Raw genomic sequence first — 17,485 nt, 5'->3', positions numbered from 1 at the left:
TCATTAGCTTAAAATAAAAACTAGAAATTTTTTAAGTGTATTTAATTATTAAAAATATACATTTCTTTACATTTTAAATTTAATTTAGTCTAATGTTTGAGCAACAAAAAATGCGTTCCAATATGCATTTTATTTATTTTTTATGAATTGAAACACTAAACAAAAAACATCGGAGTTATAAATGAAAATTTCTTTTTTAGTAGCAGCAACAACCCTTGTTGCATCTAGTTTAGTTCAAGCAGCACCAACTGTTGAAGGTGGTACTGTCCACTTTAAAGGTGAATTTGTTAATGCTGCTTGTGCTGTGAGTTCAGATACTGCAAATCAAACTGTAGATCTTGGTCAACATCGTACTGCTAAAATCACTAAAGCTGGTGATTATACCTCAAATGTACCTTTTCAAATTAAGTTAGTTGACTGTGATTCAGCAATTTCTAAAACTGCTCAATTTGCATTCTCAGGTCCTCAAGATACAACTGATGCGACCTTATTAAAAATTCATTCAGGTCCTGCTGCGAATGCGGTTAGTGCTACTGGAGTTGGTGTAGAAATTTCTGATAGCAAAGGTGGTATTTTAACGCCAGACGGTACTGTTCTTTCTAACGCACAAAGCCTTATTAATGGTAATAACACTTTTAATTTCATTGCTCGTTATAAATCAACTGCTGCAGCTGCAACAGCTGGTCAGGCTTATGCTGATGCCAACTTCACAATTACTTATAACTAATTAATTATTGGGTGCTCTTATTTAAAGTAGGGGCACCTTCTTATATTAATCTAGTTTAGATTGACTAAAAATATTGGAATTACAAACAATGTTAAGTAACTATTTTAAGTTCATCTCAAGTGTTGTCGTGACATCAGTATTTTGTATTAATGCGACATATGCTAACGGTGGCATCGCTTTAGGTGCAACGAGATTAATTTACGAACAAGATAAAAAACAAGCTTCTATGCCTGTGATTAATAGCACCACGAATAAAAGATTTTTAATTAATACTTGGATTGAAGATGCATCATCAAAAAAAATTAAAAGTGTCATCGTGACTCCACCAATGTTTGTAAGTGAAGCTAAATCTGAAAGTTCGTTACGTATTATTAATACAAATCAAACTTTAGCGCGTGATCGAGAAACACTGTATTACTTAAATGTTCAAGCAATACCATCTGTGAGTAAAGAAGAATTAGAAAAACAAAATGTTCTTCAATTGGCCATTTTATCTCGAATAAAAATGATGATTCGCCCTGAAAATTTATCAATTCGTATTGAGGATGCGCCAAGTTTATTAGAGGTTTCTATTCAAAAAAATAAGGTCGTAATGAAAAATCCGACACCATATTTTATGACTGTCGCAAATTTAACAGTTGATACTCAACCACAAACTACTTTTATGTTAGATCCTTTTTCAGAAAAGCCTTTAGACCATTTCGGCCACAACATAACATTCCAAACAATTAATGATTATGGTGCATTTACCCAAGAGCGGAAAATCAATATCCAATAAAAGCAAAGAGTAAATAACATGATAGAGCTACATTCCCTCAGAAAAATATTATATTTTAATACTGCTTTTTGCTCTCTTTTTTTCACTATTAATTTAGTGCAAGCACAAGACTATTTTAATCCTGCTTTATTATTAAATACAGGAAACTCTCAGGTTGCTGATTTATCTAATTTTGAACAAGGCTTTCAATTACCAGGTAACTATCGAGTTAATGTATATGTCAATGATAACTTTACTGTCAGTAAAGAATTAAACTTTAATCAAACCGAAAAAAGTGATTCGGTGTCTGGTGGTTTAGCTCCATGTATAGATAGTAAATGGTTATTGTTATTAGGTGTTAAAATATATGACCTTCCAGAAGTAGAACAATTAAAAGAAGAAAAATGTATCGATTTGAAAAAATATATTCTAGATGCAGATGTAGTTTATAACTTTAATTTACAACGACTTGATATCAGTATTCCACAACTTTGGATGAAAAGTCATGCACAAGGTTATATTCCCCCTTCTGAATGGGATTCTGGGATTACTGCTGCTTACTTAAATTATAATTTAAATGGTAATACAACTAGTAAAAGTGACAACATTTTTGTATCACTAAATTCTGGATTCAATTTAGCAGGTTTCAGATTTAAAAATATTTCGACCTATAACTACTTTAATCATCAAGATGCTAATGCTCATCAATCTAAATGGAATAATGTTCAAAATTATGTCGAAAAATCAATTATCCCACTCAAAAGTGAATTAATTGTTGGCGACAGTAATGTTCAAAACATGATTTTCGACAGCACCGGTTTTCGTGGCGCACGCTTATATAGTTCTGAAGCCATGTTGCCAAGCAGTATGCAAGGCTATGCCCCTGTCGTACGTGGCATTGCCAATAGTAAAAGTATCCTTACCATTCGCCAAAATGGCTATATTGTTTATCAAACTAATGTAAACCCCGGTCCATTTGAAATTACTGATTTAACAGCAATGGCATTAAGTGGCGATTTAGATGTTACTGTAGAAGAAAGTGCTGGTCCGATACAACATTTTATTGTTCCGTATTCAGGTATTCCAATGCTATTACGTGAAGGACGGACAACTTTTGATGTTACAGCGGGAGAGTTTAGGACTGGTAATAAAGATCAAGATAATCCCTTATTTTTCCAAGGAACATTAAATCGTGGTTTTAGTGGTGGTATTACACTTTTTGGAGGAACACAGTTAGCTTCAAATTATAAATCTGCGTTGCTTGGTATTGGTAAGAATATGGGCGAATGGGGGGCATTTTCTTTTGATATGACTCATGCCGATAGTACCTTAGCTGACAAACAGGATTATACAGGCCAATCTTATCGTTTACTTTACTCAAAATCATTGAATAAATTAGGAACAACATTACAACTTTTAGGTTATCGATATTCAACTAAAGGCTTTTATACACTCAATGATGTTGCATATAAATCGATGGAACAATTTGAGCCTGAAGAGAAATTTGATAACTTTGGTAATATTCATTATGACCCAAGTTCATATTACAATTTAAATTATGTTAAAAAAGGCCGTTTTCAACTCAACATTAATCAAAACTTAGGTCAGTACGGCTCTTTATATGCTTCAGCGAATTATCAATCATACTGGAATGCGCCAAAACCATCGAAGAACTATCAAGTTGGTTACTCAAATTCACTTAAATATTTTACTTATTCATTATCATGGTTAATGCAAGATTCACCAAACATTTATAATGATAAAAACAATTCTATTGCTGCCAGTATCGCAATACCGCTTAATGCCTTTTTTGGTCATCGAGATCGTGTGCGTAATGATATATACAGTAACTCAAGTGTTGTTCAAAACTCATCTGGTAATGATTCAATACAAACTGGTATTAACGGTTCTTTAGGGGAAAATCGTCAACTCAGTTATAACCTTCAACAAGGTCATAATGATACAGGTGGTTTTGGTACAGCTTCTGCTCGCTTAGAAACAAAATATGGCAGCGCTGGAGTTGGTTTTAGTTTTAGTGACGGCGGTAAAGAAAAAAGCTTTAACTATGATCTTGCTGGCGGCATGATTCTGCATTCAGGTGGTTTGACATTAGGCCAAACACTGGGTGACACCAATGTTTTAGTGGATGCACAAGGCGCAAAAAATGTAAAACTGGAAAATTCAACCAATATTCATACTAATTCAAAAGGTTATGCCATTTTACCTTTTGCTGAAAACTACCGTTTAAATCGTATCGCATTAGAAACGAATACTCTAGATGATCAGACTGAAATTTTAAATAATGTACAGAATCTGGTTCCAATGAAAGGAGCTATTGTACACGCTAAATTTGATACACGTATTGGGCAAAGAGCACTTATTACGATTAAAAACCTAGGTACTTATGTACCGTATGGTTCAACTGTGACAGAAGAAAAACAAAATATTACGAGCATCGTCGGTCAAGATGGACAAACATATTTAAGTGGTTTAGCAGAAAACGGAACATTAAAAATTTCTTGGGGCTTGACTGAAAACGAAAGCTGTAGCACGTCATATACATTTGATAAAAAAATATCAAATGTAGGCATTGCAACACTTGAACTAAATTGCCAATAGGAAATAATTAAATGAGACCAATGACCAAACCTTCATTAAACAACTTAATTAAACCAGTTTTATTTATGATGGCGATGCTTAGTATTGATTCAGCATATGCAGCAGACTGTTATCCCATTGGTTCTCCTCATGAATTCAATTTTGATTACAGTTTTGATTCATCACAAAACTATATTGGGTTTTCAACACCTTGGAGAGAAATAAATATAGGTGGTAAATATAACATGGGTGGTCCATGTGCAGGAAATGTTTACAATACCTACTTTACATTTAAAGAAGCACTAGGCTTAACACCTGCTGGTAGTGATGGCGGGGCTCAATGGTTTAATGTATCAAATAACGATTATCTACAAATCGCTATGCAAGTATATATTGTAGGAGGTCGTGAAACATTTGTAAATATTCCACAAAATTCAGTCAGTAATGAATGTAATGGAAGCTGCTTACCACCATACGGAACCGGAGGACGAGTCAATATTAAACTTAGAATTAAAAAGAAGTTTGTTGGGCAATCTTTTTTAGTCAATCGTGATATTGGATTGATTTATGCTGCTAGTGGGGTAAATGACAACCCATCACAACCCATCGCAATTATTAGGTTAAATACAACATTTACAGTACCACAGTCTTGCAGTTTTGATGTCGGCGATGTTATTGAGTTTGATTTTGGGCAAATTTCATCAGGTGCATTCTCAGTAGGTGCTGGAAACAGAGCTCGAGGTGTTAATACAATCACTAAAAACATTGGAATAGATTGTAAGAATATTGATGCGCAACAAATGTTATCCGCACGACTTGAAGTCGCTAATCCCAAAGATAATATTATTCTTTCAAATAATTCGGATGTTGGTTTTCAAATAGCTGATAATAGTGACCGAGTACTGATACCGAATAATATTAATAGCTATATTCCATTTCGTTTAGATGATAATGCACGTAGTAGTTTTATACTTAAATCTTGGCCAGTCAGTGTAACAGGCGAAATTCCTCAAGCTGGACCTGTGGCGGCGCAAGGTCACATACGGGTTGACTTTCAATAACAAACCACATGCAATTCAAGGCAGATTAATGAATATTTTAAAATTTCTTATAGCTAGCACTATATTACTCACACCTCTTTCATATGCAGACCCTTTAGTAAAAATCAATTTACGCTTTAAAGCGCTGATTGTAGATCGTACTTGCACTGTAGCACCTGAAAGTAAAAGTATAGATGTAGCATTGGGGACATGGGGAACTAAAAATATGATCAATATAGGTGATCAAACACGGCCTATACCCTTTTCAATCCGCTTATTGGATTGTACTGCCAAAACTGTTTCAATTTCATTTGATGGACCAAAATACGCAACCAACCCTCAGTTTTTAGCTTTATCAAATGAATCAACTGCAAAAAATGTTGCTATACAAATTTTAGATAAAGATCGTCTTCTTTTACCAATTGGAATTTTCACAAGTCCAACGAAAATTAATAATACTACGGATTTTCGTTTAAATTTTTTCGCTAACTATGTTGCAATAAATAAAAATGTAACAGCGGGTAGAGCAAACTCAACTGCTAATTTTATTCTAAACTACGATTAAAATCATGTCCAAGGATGTCAATATAATTCATAAATCAACATCATTATAAATATGTATTGACTATATATTTATCCCATTTTAAATCAAAAGTTTTTAGTCAGTTAATAGCTACTAAAGTTCTCTTTTTTAAAAAATTAATTAATCAAAACTTCTAGAAGGGTCCAGCAGAACTCTATAGCTTTTCAACTTATCAATCACCAGAAATGACAAATAATCACACTTAGAGTATATATCAACTTAAGCCAGCAATTCAAGAAAAGTTAAAATAGAAGAATAGCCCTGGTAACTCTGCTATTTATACTTACAACTTAATCTTGTAATTTTAATTTGATTTATATTAAGCTTCAGAAAGCTAGCTAAATTTATAAATAAATTATTTTGAATTTCAACTTATTGACCATATAAACCCAACAATTAAAATAAATTTAATTTAATTATTCCAATATAGCTTAATCCAATACCAGCTCACATTATAATCAGCTTTAAATTTATAATTAACTCATTATCAACTTAATAATAAATAGATTATCCATCCAACTGGTGGAGCATAACTTAACTAATTTTAATAAATTTATAGATTCACAGCCTGAAGTAAAAATAAATTCTTCGCCACCATCCTTATTTACTAAAACAGCTTAAATAGACAGCAATCTCTCCTCAAAATAATTTAAGTTAAAACTAGAAAGCTGAAAAATATAGTTTTATAAAAAACTAAATTTTTAAATATAAAAATAAATATGTATTTAATTAAAAACAACTTTCCTTTCAAGCTTTTTAAATATAAAATAATTCTATTTACAATAAACCAATATGCGCCATCTAACAATCAAACTATTACACACAATTAATTTTTCTACTTTCTTTACCCTATCGATATACGGCTATAATATTTCAGATTTTATACTTGTAGTTATTGGAATTCTTTGTGTTATAGCATATTGGCTATGCTTTTTAATATATAAAGAGCTTTACAACAGCCCTTTTAACAATTAAAAAAGGAAACATTCAATAAAATTTAAAAAAATATTAATATTAACAGACATTTTAAAAAATTAAAATTATTTTAATTACTATTTAAAAATTATATTTTCATTTATAAATCAATAAAAATACAAAGCTATTACAATAATTAATAAAATTAAAGATACAATTAAATAAGTATCTATTGTATTAAAGCTTTTAATAAATTCCCACATAACTCACCTTAAAAAATCCACCCTCATAGTGAAATATGAGAATATAAAATCTATTATTATAATACCCTAAAATTAATACGCATTCAATTTCCCACCATTAAAACACACAATATAATTCACAAAAAAAAATTTAAGTGCTAATATTATTAAAAATTAAATTAATTTTATCACAATCTTAAACTTGTTGAACTATTTACAATTTCATCCAACACTTCTTTATTTAAGAATTATAGCATACTGGTAAATTTGTGCTTAATTAGATCCTAATTCCTTGTATTCTTTTTTAACTAAAAAATTTTATTATCAATAACAAAAAACTTCATCATGTGTCATCAATCTACGGGATAAAATTTTATATTTATTGATCTCATATTCATTTCATCTGAGATTACCAACAACTTTCTGTCTATGAATATCATGCATCCATCAATATTTTGTCACCAATACAAAGGAAAAATTAGCTATCTAGCTTGACCATTATTTATGGATTTATCTTTCATCTGTACAAGCTACCCATCTGTTTTTAAAAACTATTTTAAATAATTTCGTCAAATGTGATCTTAATTTTATTTAGGCATTAAAAACTCTATAACTTGTTTCTTACTTATAGGGTTCAGTTAAGATGAGGGCGTTCCTTAGATTCTTAAAGGGCTTTGTTGCACAAAGATTTAAAAGTTAATATTTACCCAAGTCACTCAAATTTAAGGCATAACTTGGGTATGAGGGCGACCTAATTCTGTGAATTTATTCAAGACTGCTACGCGTGCATGAATCTCATTCACCGGACTAGGGAAACTCCTTGATGTTAATTTATCGCCTAATAATTTGATGCAATGCAACTTGGTTTCCACCAAACTTCGACGGTGATAACCAGACCACTTTTTCCAAAGGGATCTTCCTAACCGTTTGACTGTTTTCAATAACTCATTCCGCTCTATAGACCTCGCTTGCTGATCTTTCCATGGCTTTGCATTTTTTCTTGGAGGAATCACTGCATGTGCTTGTCGATCTAAAATGACTTTTCGGCAGTGTTTAGTGTCATAAGCACCATCGGTATAAACAGAGTCAATCTTTTCATCCAATGGAATTTGAGCAAGTAAATCTCCTAGTACTTGTGAATCACTGACATTGTTTGTAGTGAGCTGTACAGCACGTATTTGCAAGGTTTTAGCATCAATACCAATATGGAGTTTACGCCATTGGCGGCGATATTCGGGTCCATGTTTTTTGCGTTTCCATTCACCTTCACCTAGAAATTTTAAGCCAGTAGAATCTACGAGTAGATGTAGCCCATTTCTACTTTTTTGATAATCAATCACAATATCAATATATTTTTGTCTTCTACAAAGCGTGGTGTAGTCTGGCGCTATCCAGTCTAATCCGCAAAGTTTAATCAGACTTTGAACAAAGCCTGTAACCATCCGTAGAGAGAGCCGAAAGAGAGATTTGATCATTAAACAGCATTGAATAGCTATATCGGAGTAGATTTGATTTCGACCTTGTTTGCCATGCGGTTGTTCATACCACTGAGTATTTGGATCAAACCAAATGGCAATATTTCCACGATTAATGAGAGCTCGGTTGTATGAAGACCAATTAAGAGTACGGTAAATTTTAGGGCGAGGCTTATTCATTTGAAAATTATAGTGTGGAATCAGCCTTTAGAGATAGGTTTGTGCAACAAAGCCAACTGAAAGCTTAAAGTATATTTTTCTTCCTTATTATCTGCTGTAGGAACAGATAATTAAAGTGAATTAAGAGTAACTATAAATCCACAACTTAAAAAATAGGAATATTCAAAATATCTGGAAGAGTCATAAGACTCCCCCTTCTATTCAATTCCCCCTTCACTTAATGCTTAGTTTCGTATTTAGGATAATACTAAATTTACCTATTACTTCATTTGATATGAAAGTTTAGTACCAATGACATAGCCTGTATTATCACGAAAATCTCCAACGATACGACCATCAGATACCTCACCCTTCACATCACCAAACCACATATAGCGACCACCTAAACTCAAGGCTAATTTGTCATTGATATTATATTTGGCTGCTAAACCTACTCCCCAATAACCATCAACAGGTCCTAAAGTTGGCGCTGGTGCACCTGCACCAGAGTCCCACAATCCTGAAGCTGAAATTGCAAGTTTTGAACTCAAACGTTTACTCCCTCCCACCTCTATCGCCGTTTGATCATCATGATATTTTAATAGAGGGACACCTTTACCACCTACTAACCCTAATGACGCAGTAGTTGCTTTTAACACAGGAGCAAAATAAGAAAAATCGCCCCATGGTACCCAGCGAACTTTAGCAAACAACGCAGTGGTTGGATTTAAACCAGTTTGTAAATTTAAATTCAAGGACTCTGGCATTGTAATGTTGCCTTTATTTGTATGTGAGTATGGGAATTCAATTAGATCTGCTAACGGGACATCTTCTTTAATTGTAGTATTATGATCAACTTCAGAGCGATAAGTTAACGAGGCACGAAAACCAATCTCTGGCAAAGCATAACTCAAACCCGTAACCCAGCCTATTGCAATATCATCAAAACTGTTGTTATAACCACTAGAAGCTTGATAAGTTACCCCCCTCAAATGTACATCAGCACTAAGTTCTTGTAGTGCAGGACCACCATAAATCATAAAATTTTTATTTAGGTTATAACCCAATAGAGTGGTCAAGTTTTTCGACTTCACTTCAACTCGTGTATTGGCATTTGTAGCAGGTAAATTGGTTGCAATAAAATTACTATCTCCTTTAAATTTTACTTTCGCACCATACGGCTCATCATAAATAACAGCTAAACGAAAGCCGGGTGTTAAATCCATTTTGACTGCATAATTTAAGGTTTGAAAATCTTCTGCTATATCTGAAATATGGTTATCATTTACATCAGTCCCTTTAATTTCAGGAGAAATATGGGTATAACCAATATCTGCATAAGTGCCTGATTCAAATAAAACGTCTATTTGTTGTGGTGAACGCTCAAGCCCTGCTGCACTGACTCCAGTTACAACACTCATCGTCATGATTAAACTTGTTGCTAATTTTACTTTATTATTTAACATTACAATCTCTTCCATGTTTTATTTAGATAAATAGCCTACCTCCATACAGCAAATTCAATCACTATTCAGAAACAGGCTATATTTTTCATTTAATCAGCACACTCCTATGTACTGATTAATTCATTGCAAGGCGTTAAAGGTATCGCGATATTGAACCAGTATTTAATGTCATCTAAAAACTAAAGAAATGTGAGATCAACTTTAGATTGCCCAGATATTGCACTATTTCTGGTTCTATAATGCCCTGAAGAAATCAGCATGCTTCACAATTAACAACAGTATGCTTGAAGTACCATTTTGTAATTTTCACCATGAAACTAAATGATAATTAAGCACTTGCTCAAAAGTTAAAACGCTGCTTAATATCGTGATTAATATTTATGCTATTTCTTTTTTTTCAAAACGATTCAGCAATGTGCCAAAAATCGCAGCAACAAAATACATAAATAACGAATAAACTGCTGCAGGCATCGCCGCCATACTACTTGCCATCACGGTCAAGGCAATCGTCATAGCTAATGTGCTATTATGAATCCCAATTTCAAAAGCACAGGCTTTTGCCTGAAAGCTATTCACGCCAAATAACCGAGGAACAAAATAACCAATTACCAAACTACACACACAAAACACAAAAGTTGCCAACCCAATTTGTCCAATATATGTCATTAGATTTTGATAATCTCTCACTATCGCAAGTGCAATAATAGAGACCAAGAATACAATCGCAAAAATACGTACTGGTTTATTTAATCTTTCAGCCACATGTGGTGCAAAGTGACGGATCAACATTCCGATACCAACTGGAATTAAAATAATTAGAAAAACCTGAACAATTTTAGAAAACTGTAACCCGACATTTTGTCCATTATCTATAAAGTGCTGTAAAGCAAAATTGACAATTAGCGGAAGGGTAAATGCAGCAAGCACTGAATTAATTGCCGTTAAAGTAACATTTAACGCAAGATCTCCTTTGTATAGATAACTAAATAAATTAGCTGTTGGCCCCCCAGGTGAGGCAGCAAGTAGCATCAATCCCACAGCGAGCATTGGTGGTAAATCAAACAGCTTACAAATGACAAAAGCTATACCCACCAAAACAACCAATTGGCAAAATAATGCGATAAAGACCACTTTAGGATGTTGTCGTACTCTTTTAAAGTCATTAACAGTCAATTCCAAGCCCAATCCTGCCATAATAATAGCAAGTGCGATTGGTAAAAATATGGTAATCAATTCTGGACTCATGTTTCGATTCCTCTCAATTATTATCGAGTGTTATATATTTCTAGTTTCTAGATAATTAAAAAATATTCTTAAACATTAATTTCTTTGTGTAAAAAATTTTCCAATAATCTATTTGGATAACTCTTTGATTAATTAAATATATCTGATTTTTATGCCCAATCAGATTTTCTGATGTATTGAACAACATTTTTTCAATGGATAAAAAGTCATCTTTTTCAAAATTAAAACCATCGTCATAGAAACAAAACTATTTTTTCATCTTTTATCATCCTTCCTAGACTTTAATTTTTTTACTTACATTCGTGTTCTTCACAAACCTTAAACACTACAACCGCTCAGCTATAAGGGGTGGATGCTCCTCACATATCGAATTAATAATTTTGACTTTAACTTATACCTATCTATTCTTAAGCTATAACATAATTTAAAGTATGGCAATTTAAGTACACAATAAAATAGCTAGATTGTTTTTTATAAAAAACATGACATTCCATTCAAATAACCCCTCAAATTAAATACATATTTTATTTTTAAAAAATCTATTTTAATTAACCATAAAAAACCGCATATCTCTTTAAAATAAATTTCTTTAAAATAAATAAAATACATTAATATTTTTTTAATTTTCATATGAAACTTTAACAATATAAAATAGCGACATAAATGTGTTTTAAAACACAAAAAATCCTCAAAAAACATACTTGACTTAATAAAAATTTTAGTAAAAAATATATTAATAGATACGTAATATAGAAATATATTTTCAATCTTTAAACTAAACAAAATAATTCAGTTGAAAAAATAAATCTTTAGATCAAGTAGAATTATTTTTTAAATAGTGAATAGCTCTATTCTCTTAAAACAAGATTTAGACTATTTAAATATAAAATCTGCTGATAAATTTTAGTTTTTTTCCAGCTGAGTGTGATTTTGATTAAAAATTTAATCACAACAAAAGGTCAATCATTGTGGCAGTTTGAATTATCAATAAAAAAGCCACTTAAATAATCATGGTTAGTTTATTTGATTAAATTTAAGATTCAAATAAAACTGGCTAGATAAGGAATATCTATGAAACTCAAATTAATCTCTAAATCTCTTGGCTTAACTACATGCTTGCTTTTTTCAAGCTATACATTTGCAAGCTTTAATGTAAACAGTGTTGTTGGCACTTATGAAAGCAAGAGTACGCAAAATCCTGTTGTATTGGTACATGGTTTGTTTGGTGCAGAAAAAATAAAAATATTTGGAGTAATCACTGTTTTCGAATATTGGGGCTCTACTTTAGCTGTTTTAGCAGCTCAAAATACACCTGCAATTGCTGTGACAATATCGCCCTTTAATAGCAATGAATTTAGAGGAGAAGAATTAATTAAAAATTTACAATATATAAAAACTTTTTATTATAATGACAAAACTAAATTTAATTTAGTTGGACATAGCCAAGGTGGGCCAACATCTCGTTACGTTGCTGGCACTACACCTGAGTTGGTTTCTTCTATTGCAACTATTGGGAGCCCACACCGTGGCTCACCATCAGCAGACACAGTTCTAGCAGATTTTAACAAAAGTGGTAAATTAGATATTTCAGAAACAGTTGGTGGGTCAACTGTTCAATCCCTCATCAATTTTGCTCAAAACCTGTTTACTGGTCGTATTTTTAGTTCCTTCGATAAAATTGTTGATGGGCGATTCAACGAAAATGATATTAAAATATTTAACGAGGTGACTGCTTATTTATTATATGCAAGTGATAAAGATGCCCGTAGATTTCCTGATGAAGCGGAACGACGGAAACAAACAGGTTATATGAATATTCTTGCTGCTATACGAGCAAATTCAAGCACAAAAGCTGACGATTTTAATAATAAAGACAACTATCCTGAAGGTGTTCCTACATCTCTATGCAAAGACCCAACAAGTAGTGATATTGCTGATTATAATACTGTAGGAACACCGGACATTTATACAATTAAGGGTACTGATAATAATAATTATAAAATCTACATGACTTCTTGGACTGGTAAAATTGACAATTTTGACACTAAGTTATTCCCAAACCAACAAGCAAATGATGGAACTGTTGCAGTATGTAGTGCTCGATTAGGTAATTTAAAAGGAATATATAATTGGCCTCATATCGAACAAATGGGAACTTATGATCAATACATTACTAAAACTGCTTGGTTCGGACTTCAAAAATGGCAAGAACCAACGAAGTGGGCTTCTATGCCAAATCCAATTGATGTATTAAAGGCACATATTACTACCTTAAAAACCTTGGAAAATAAAGAAGGGTAAAAATTTATTATCTTATGCTTAATTATAACAGTCTGATCAATTCAATAAACACTATCAAGGTATTGTCTTAAAATCTAAAACTAGTGAATTTAGGACAATACTCAGTATTAAAATCTTTGAGCTGCTGGCTCTTTTACAAAGTATGGCTGATCTAACAAGGAAAATTATTATTAATGAAAAATAAGCTTTTACTAATTTTAGTATTCTTTTTAATCGTAATTGGTATTTTTACAATGCGCTCTATGGGGTCTAAATCTCAAACACAACAAGAGGATAAAAAAAGTGCTTCTAGCAATATTCAAAATACGTCAGCAATCAATAATCAAACTATTGGATCAATGTTAAAAGACTTTATACCCCTAGGTACTGATGCGTTTGGTAACAACATTCAGTGCTCATTGAGTTTTGATTCAGATAAAAAACTTATCTTAGACAATTTAACTAAAGACTGTTTCGATAAGCTTTTAAATAGTAACAGAACGGCAATGGGTACTATCGAATTTGGTCTTAATTATTTCAGTAAAATATTAACTGAACCAAGTCAAACACTCATAGGTGATTTATGGAAAAGATATGTGCAATATGTAAACAGCACCATGTCACTTCATCGTCAATTTTCTACTTTATTACCTAGCACCGAAAACGTTAAAAAACTTAATCAGGCTGTACGTAGCCTTAGGATTAGTTTTTTCACTTCAGTGGAAATTAAAGCCTTATTTTCCGATCAAGATAAAATGGAAGATTACGAATTAAGTATTCTAGAAATACAAGATTCTCCTAATTTAAGTAAAGCAGAAATTAACCACCGGGTAGATGATGCAATCAACAGACTCCCTGAAAAATCTCGTGAAGCACTTAAATTCAATAAAAAATTTAATGAGCTAAACCATGAAATCCAAAATATAAAAAACAGAAGTGGGTCTGAACTTGAAATTAAAGAAGCACGATTAAATGCTGTTGGACCAGAAATTACTGAACGTATGGAAGTTGTTGATCAACAAAGGAGAAAATTTAAAGATAAAGTTGATTTATATATAGAGAATCGGAACAATATCTTAAACTCTAATCTAGCTTCCAGCGAAGAAGCAAGTGCGATTAACTCTCTTAGGGATCGTTCTTTTACAGATTTAACTGAAAATAGAAGGGTAAAAAGTTTAGAGAAAATTTATGATGAGACTCAATCATTGGATGTACTTAACTAATCAGCTTAATTCGATTTGATGTGTGCTGCTAAAAATGGAGACTTTAACTTGGTAAACTAAACACATTCATCAGGAGTTTACCATGAGCAAAAAAACAAAAGTTTTATACAGCGGAATTTAAAGCTGAAGCAATCAAAGCTATTGATTCAAATAAGGGCAATGTTTCAGAAACAGCACGACACCTTGGTATTTCCATGCAAACTCTTTCAAATTGGTACAATAAAGCCAAATCTGGAACACTGGTTGGTACACAACAGTATTCTGCAGATCTTGTCGATCTGATTGAAGAAAATAAAAAGCTGAAACAACAACTCAAGAATGCTGAAATGGAAAAAGAATTCCTAAAAAAAGCAGCAGCGTACTTTGCCAAAGAAAATCAGTGAGGTACGCCTACATGAAGCAGCATAGAAACATCTTCCCTATTGTTCTAATGGGAAAGCTTTTAAAAGTATCAGTTTCAGGATTTTATAACTGGTTGAAAATCGGTTTAAGTCAACGAAAGATACAAAGAGCTCAGCAGACATTATTGGTGAAAATAGCGCATCAAGAGACTAAGCAAAGCTATGGTTATATTCGTTTGAGCAAACATTTACAGTCACAAGGCTCTGATATCAGCCAATATGCGGTGCGTAGGATAAAGAAGCTCAATCAACTTTATTGTAAACGGCATAAGCGCTTTAAAAGAACGACAAATAGTAATCATGATCGTGCTGTGTACAGTAATTTATTGGAGCAAAAATTCAAAATGAGTGTCCCAAATCAAGTATGGATAAGTGACATTACATACATTTGGACAAATGAGGGCTGGTTATATTTAGCGGCATTAAAAGATCTTTATACAAAACAGGTCGTAGGCTATAGTTTAAATAAACGCATAATTTCTATTATTACGTTTTAAAACTCCAAACTCATGGAAATATCGCCTTGTTTGGGATCGTAAGTAAACTCGACTAAATTCCATTTGTGATTTTCTTTATTCAAAATAACTCTAGTAGGATGTTCTACATCGAAATTACTATGCTCTAATTTATATTTTTTCATGAATCTTTTCAAAATCCTTGAGTTAAGCAAGTTTTCTTCAAAAAACTCTGGGGTTTGAAACAATATATAAATCATATTTTCTGTTTTCAGAAATACTTTCAAATCAACCATATCACTTAAATAAATTATTTGATTATAAAAGTAGTGTTGTTTGCCATTTATTGATTCTTTTTTCAAAAAATTTAAAGAATGAATATTATCTAAATCAATAGTTAAGTTATCAATTTTTAAATTTTTTTCATCCAATATAATTTGTAAATTCAATTTATTTTCCATATTTAATTATTTTACCTGTTGAAGTTAGATTTTTTTATCTGAGTTTTCAATAAAATATTGAGTTCCTCCTCCAGCACCAAGATGAGGATTTGCCGCTGTCCTACCTTTAGCCATACACGAGTGTCAGTGGAGGTCCTAGTATTCACAACTAAGTTATATATCAAAACTAACTTTTTGCTTATCAACTGTTAATAGATACTCTATCCATTTGTTCAGTATTTTCTCAAAGGATTCTAAGTCAAGTTCATTATGGTAAGAATCACCAAATCTTTCTTTAAACTTAATATGAGATTCTTCAATAATTGCCTTTTCAAAATCATTCCAGTGTGAGATCTCAACTTTTCGCATCATATTTTCAAGTTGAAATAGGTTAATAATCTTTAAAAGTCTATACACAGACTCAGTCGTATTAAAAGAGCTTACGAAATGAGTAGCATCAGACCAATATTGTTTTTCACCACTGCTATCCTCAGTATAAATTACAGCCACAGGGAAATGAATAATTTCTCCACCTTCATCTTCTTGTGTCCAGTTAAAGCTGAATTGTACTTTCATCTATCTACACCTTTTACATTATTTATTTAACAGGCCAAGCACGCCATTGTTATATTGTTGGATGATTCAATGGTAGTGGTACAAATTTAATTCTTACACTAGATAGAAAAGTCGCTTCAAAAGCTAATAATTACTCACAAACCCAGATAAGAACAGCCGAATTATGATGAATTTCTAATAAATCAGCAGTTGCTCTTGCAGTTACACCGAGTACGAAAAACTCTAGCATTTTTAATTGAGTTTTCTTATTTAATTTACAACTGGTTAGCTTCATTTCCATAGATTAGACATTGCTAATCTAGTACAGCCTCATCAGTAAATTAGTCTAATGTTACTTTTGTAAAACTTGCACCTGTCAAATGATTAACATCATAAATATCTTTTATTTTTTGGCTAACAATAACACTTGCATCCTCATTTTCTAATCTAAAAAAGTCAGCATTATCTACTTTTGAACTATCAATAATTAATTTAAAGAAAGCCCTATACCTACCTGCAAGATCAGGCCTTACAGGATCATCTTCAAGAAATTTTTGAAAATCAGAATTAGTTTCATCAACACATTCATACCGCAAAGCATCTACTAAAAGGTAGAAGGGCTGAGATAATTGTTTATTAAAAATTAGGGGTATAACTAGACAATCACTAATTTTTTCTTTCTCTAATAGTTTTGCAAATTTATCACTAATTACGCAGAATCCATAAAATGTTGTAGTAAAGTCTACCTCTTCATGACCACTTTCTATAGTTGCTCTATATTTTTTGGGCCTATTTGGTAGGTAGTCTATTAAGAACTCATCCCAATCAATCTGGGCTCTTGGATTATCAAAACCATCGATCTCTGTAATAAAATTTTGATGAGGAAATTCATAAAAGTCTGTTTTAATTTCATAGTAGTTCATT

13 protein-coding genes and 2 pseudogenes are annotated in these 17,485 nt (G+C 32.1%); 8 read left to right on the top strand and 7 right to left on the bottom strand.

The genetic code is table 11. The annotated features are described in order from the left end of the window. Positions 1-181: 181 nt before the first annotated feature. The 5 genes from fimA to FHR28_RS21370 all read left to right on the top strand — a co-directional run bounded on the left by fimA (position 182) and on the right by FHR28_RS21370 (position 5,687). On the top strand, positions 182-727 hold the full coding sequence (gene fimA, locus FHR28_RS21390) for a type 1 fimbrial major subunit FimA (RefSeq protein ID WP_166783524.1): 546 nt from the start codon (positions 182-184) through the stop codon (positions 725-727). Positions 728-815: 88 nt separating this feature from the next. Further along, positions 816-1,505 carry a fimbria/pilus periplasmic chaperone gene (locus FHR28_RS21385; RefSeq protein ID WP_166783523.1) on the top strand — a complete coding sequence of 230 codons (690 nt, stop codon included), beginning with the start codon at positions 816-818 and terminating at the stop codon, positions 1,503-1,505. A gap of 96 nt (positions 1,506-1,601) precedes the next feature. Continuing rightward, complete coding sequence (locus FHR28_RS21380) at positions 1,602-4,103, top strand: fimbria/pilus outer membrane usher protein (protein ID WP_166783522.1); 2,502 nt, start codon at positions 1,602-1,604, stop codon at positions 4,101-4,103. Between the two features lie 11 nt (positions 4,104-4,114). Continuing rightward, on the top strand, positions 4,115-5,143 hold the full coding sequence (locus tag FHR28_RS21375) for a fimbrial protein (RefSeq protein ID WP_166783521.1): 1,029 nt from the start codon (positions 4,115-4,117) through the stop codon (positions 5,141-5,143). 28 nt (positions 5,144-5,171) lie between these two features. Next, positions 5,172-5,687 (top strand): fimbrial protein, encoded by a 516-nt coding sequence (locus tag FHR28_RS21370; RefSeq protein ID WP_166783520.1) that lies wholly within the window; start codon positions 5,172-5,174, stop codon positions 5,685-5,687. 1,897 nt (positions 5,688-7,584) lie between these two features. Here the strand turns inward: FHR28_RS21370 and FHR28_RS21365 are convergent. The 3 genes from FHR28_RS21365 to FHR28_RS21355 form a co-directional block, all read right to left on the bottom strand. Continuing rightward, entirely contained in the window at positions 7,585-8,517 is a 933-nt protein-coding gene (locus FHR28_RS21365; RefSeq protein WP_166783519.1) for an IS5 family transposase, read from the bottom strand. Positions 8,518-8,777: 260 nt separating this feature from the next. Continuing rightward, a complete protein-coding gene (locus tag FHR28_RS21360) occupies positions 8,778-9,962 on the bottom strand; it encodes an OmpP1/FadL family transporter (protein ID WP_166783518.1) in 1,185 nt (394 codons plus the stop codon). 378 nt (positions 9,963-10,340) lie between these two features. Beyond that, on the bottom strand, positions 10,341-11,207 hold the full coding sequence (locus tag FHR28_RS21355) for a bile acid:sodium symporter family protein (protein WP_166783517.1): 867 nt from the start codon (positions 11,205-11,207) through the stop codon (positions 10,341-10,343). A gap of 1,071 nt (positions 11,208-12,278) precedes the next feature. Between FHR28_RS21355 and FHR28_RS21350 the strand changes: the two genes are divergently transcribed. The 3 genes and pseudogenes from FHR28_RS21350 to FHR28_RS21340 form a co-directional block, all read left to right on the top strand. Beyond that, the gene (locus tag FHR28_RS21350) at positions 12,279-13,508 is read left to right on the top strand and encodes an esterase/lipase family protein (protein ID WP_166783516.1); all 1,230 of its coding nucleotides are present in this window, start codon (positions 12,279-12,281) and stop codon (positions 13,506-13,508) included. Positions 13,509-13,681: 173 nt separating this feature from the next. Next, a complete protein-coding gene (locus tag FHR28_RS21345; RefSeq protein ID WP_166783515.1) occupies positions 13,682-14,710 on the top strand; it encodes a lipase secretion chaperone in 1,029 nt (342 codons plus the stop codon). A 131-nt stretch (positions 14,711-14,841) separates the two neighbouring features. Then, positions 14,842-15,587: pseudogene (locus tag FHR28_RS21340) on the top strand (IS3 family transposase); the annotation flags it as partial. Between the two features lie 17 nt (positions 15,588-15,604). Here FHR28_RS21340 and FHR28_RS21335 read toward each other — a convergent pair. The 4 genes and pseudogenes from FHR28_RS21335 to FHR28_RS21320 all read right to left on the bottom strand — a co-directional run bounded on the left by FHR28_RS21335 (position 15,605) and on the right by FHR28_RS21320 (position 17,484). Further along, a complete protein-coding gene (locus tag FHR28_RS21335) occupies positions 15,605-16,015 on the bottom strand; it encodes a hypothetical protein (RefSeq protein ID WP_228722118.1) in 411 nt (136 codons plus the stop codon). 165 nt (positions 16,016-16,180) lie between these two features. Then, positions 16,181-16,582 (bottom strand): hypothetical protein, encoded by a 402-nt coding sequence (locus FHR28_RS21330; RefSeq protein WP_166783513.1) that lies wholly within the window; start codon positions 16,580-16,582, stop codon positions 16,181-16,183. Between the two features lie 142 nt (positions 16,583-16,724). After that, positions 16,725-16,856: pseudogene (locus FHR28_RS21325) on the bottom strand (IS1595 family transposase); the annotation flags it as partial. Between the two features lie 46 nt (positions 16,857-16,902). Continuing rightward, positions 16,903-17,484, bottom strand: coding sequence for an imm11 family protein (locus tag FHR28_RS21320; protein ID WP_166783512.1), 582 nt, complete (start codon positions 17,482-17,484; stop codon positions 16,903-16,905). Position 17,485 lies beyond the last annotated feature (1 nt).

The organism is Acinetobacter sp. BIGb0196 (assembly GCF_011759595.1).
Classification (GTDB): Bacteria; Pseudomonadota; Gammaproteobacteria; order Pseudomonadales; family Moraxellaceae; genus Acinetobacter; species Acinetobacter guillouiae.
Note: the sequence above shows the minus strand (reverse complement) of the source record. Positions and strands in the feature narration are given on the sequence as shown.

Bases quoted from the DNA above. Each gene is read 5' to 3' on its own strand.
- FHR28_RS21350 (WP_166783516.1), top strand. From the start codon at position 12,279: ATGAAACTCAAATTAATCTCTAAATCTCTTGGCTTAACTACATGCTTG.
- FHR28_RS21360 (WP_166783518.1), bottom strand. From the start codon at position 9,962: ATGTTAAATAATAAAGTAAAATTAGCAACAAGTTTAATCATGACGATG.
- FHR28_RS21355 (WP_166783517.1), bottom strand. From the start codon at position 11,207: ATGAGTCCAGAATTGATTACCATATTTTTACCAATCGCACTTGCTATT.
- fimA (WP_166783524.1), top strand. From the start codon at position 182: ATGAAAATTTCTTTTTTAGTAGCAGCAACAACCCTTGTTGCATCTAGT.
- FHR28_RS21330 (WP_166783513.1), bottom strand. From the start codon at position 16,582: ATGAAAGTACAATTCAGCTTTAACTGGACACAAGAAGATGAAGGTGGA.
- FHR28_RS21385 (WP_166783523.1), top strand. From the start codon at position 816: ATGTTAAGTAACTATTTTAAGTTCATCTCAAGTGTTGTCGTGACATCA.
- FHR28_RS21365 (WP_166783519.1), bottom strand. From the start codon at position 8,517: ATGAATAAGCCTCGCCCTAAAATTTACCGTACTCTTAATTGGTCTTCA.
- FHR28_RS21375 (WP_166783521.1), top strand. From the start codon at position 4,115: ATGAGACCAATGACCAAACCTTCATTAAACAACTTAATTAAACCAGTT.
- FHR28_RS21345 (WP_166783515.1), top strand. From the start codon at position 13,682: ATGAAAAATAAGCTTTTACTAATTTTAGTATTCTTTTTAATCGTAATT.
- FHR28_RS21320 (WP_166783512.1), bottom strand. From the start codon at position 17,484: ATGAACTACTATGAAATTAAAACAGACTTTTATGAATTTCCTCATCAA.
- FHR28_RS21370 (WP_166783520.1), top strand. From the start codon at position 5,172: ATGAATATTTTAAAATTTCTTATAGCTAGCACTATATTACTCACACCT.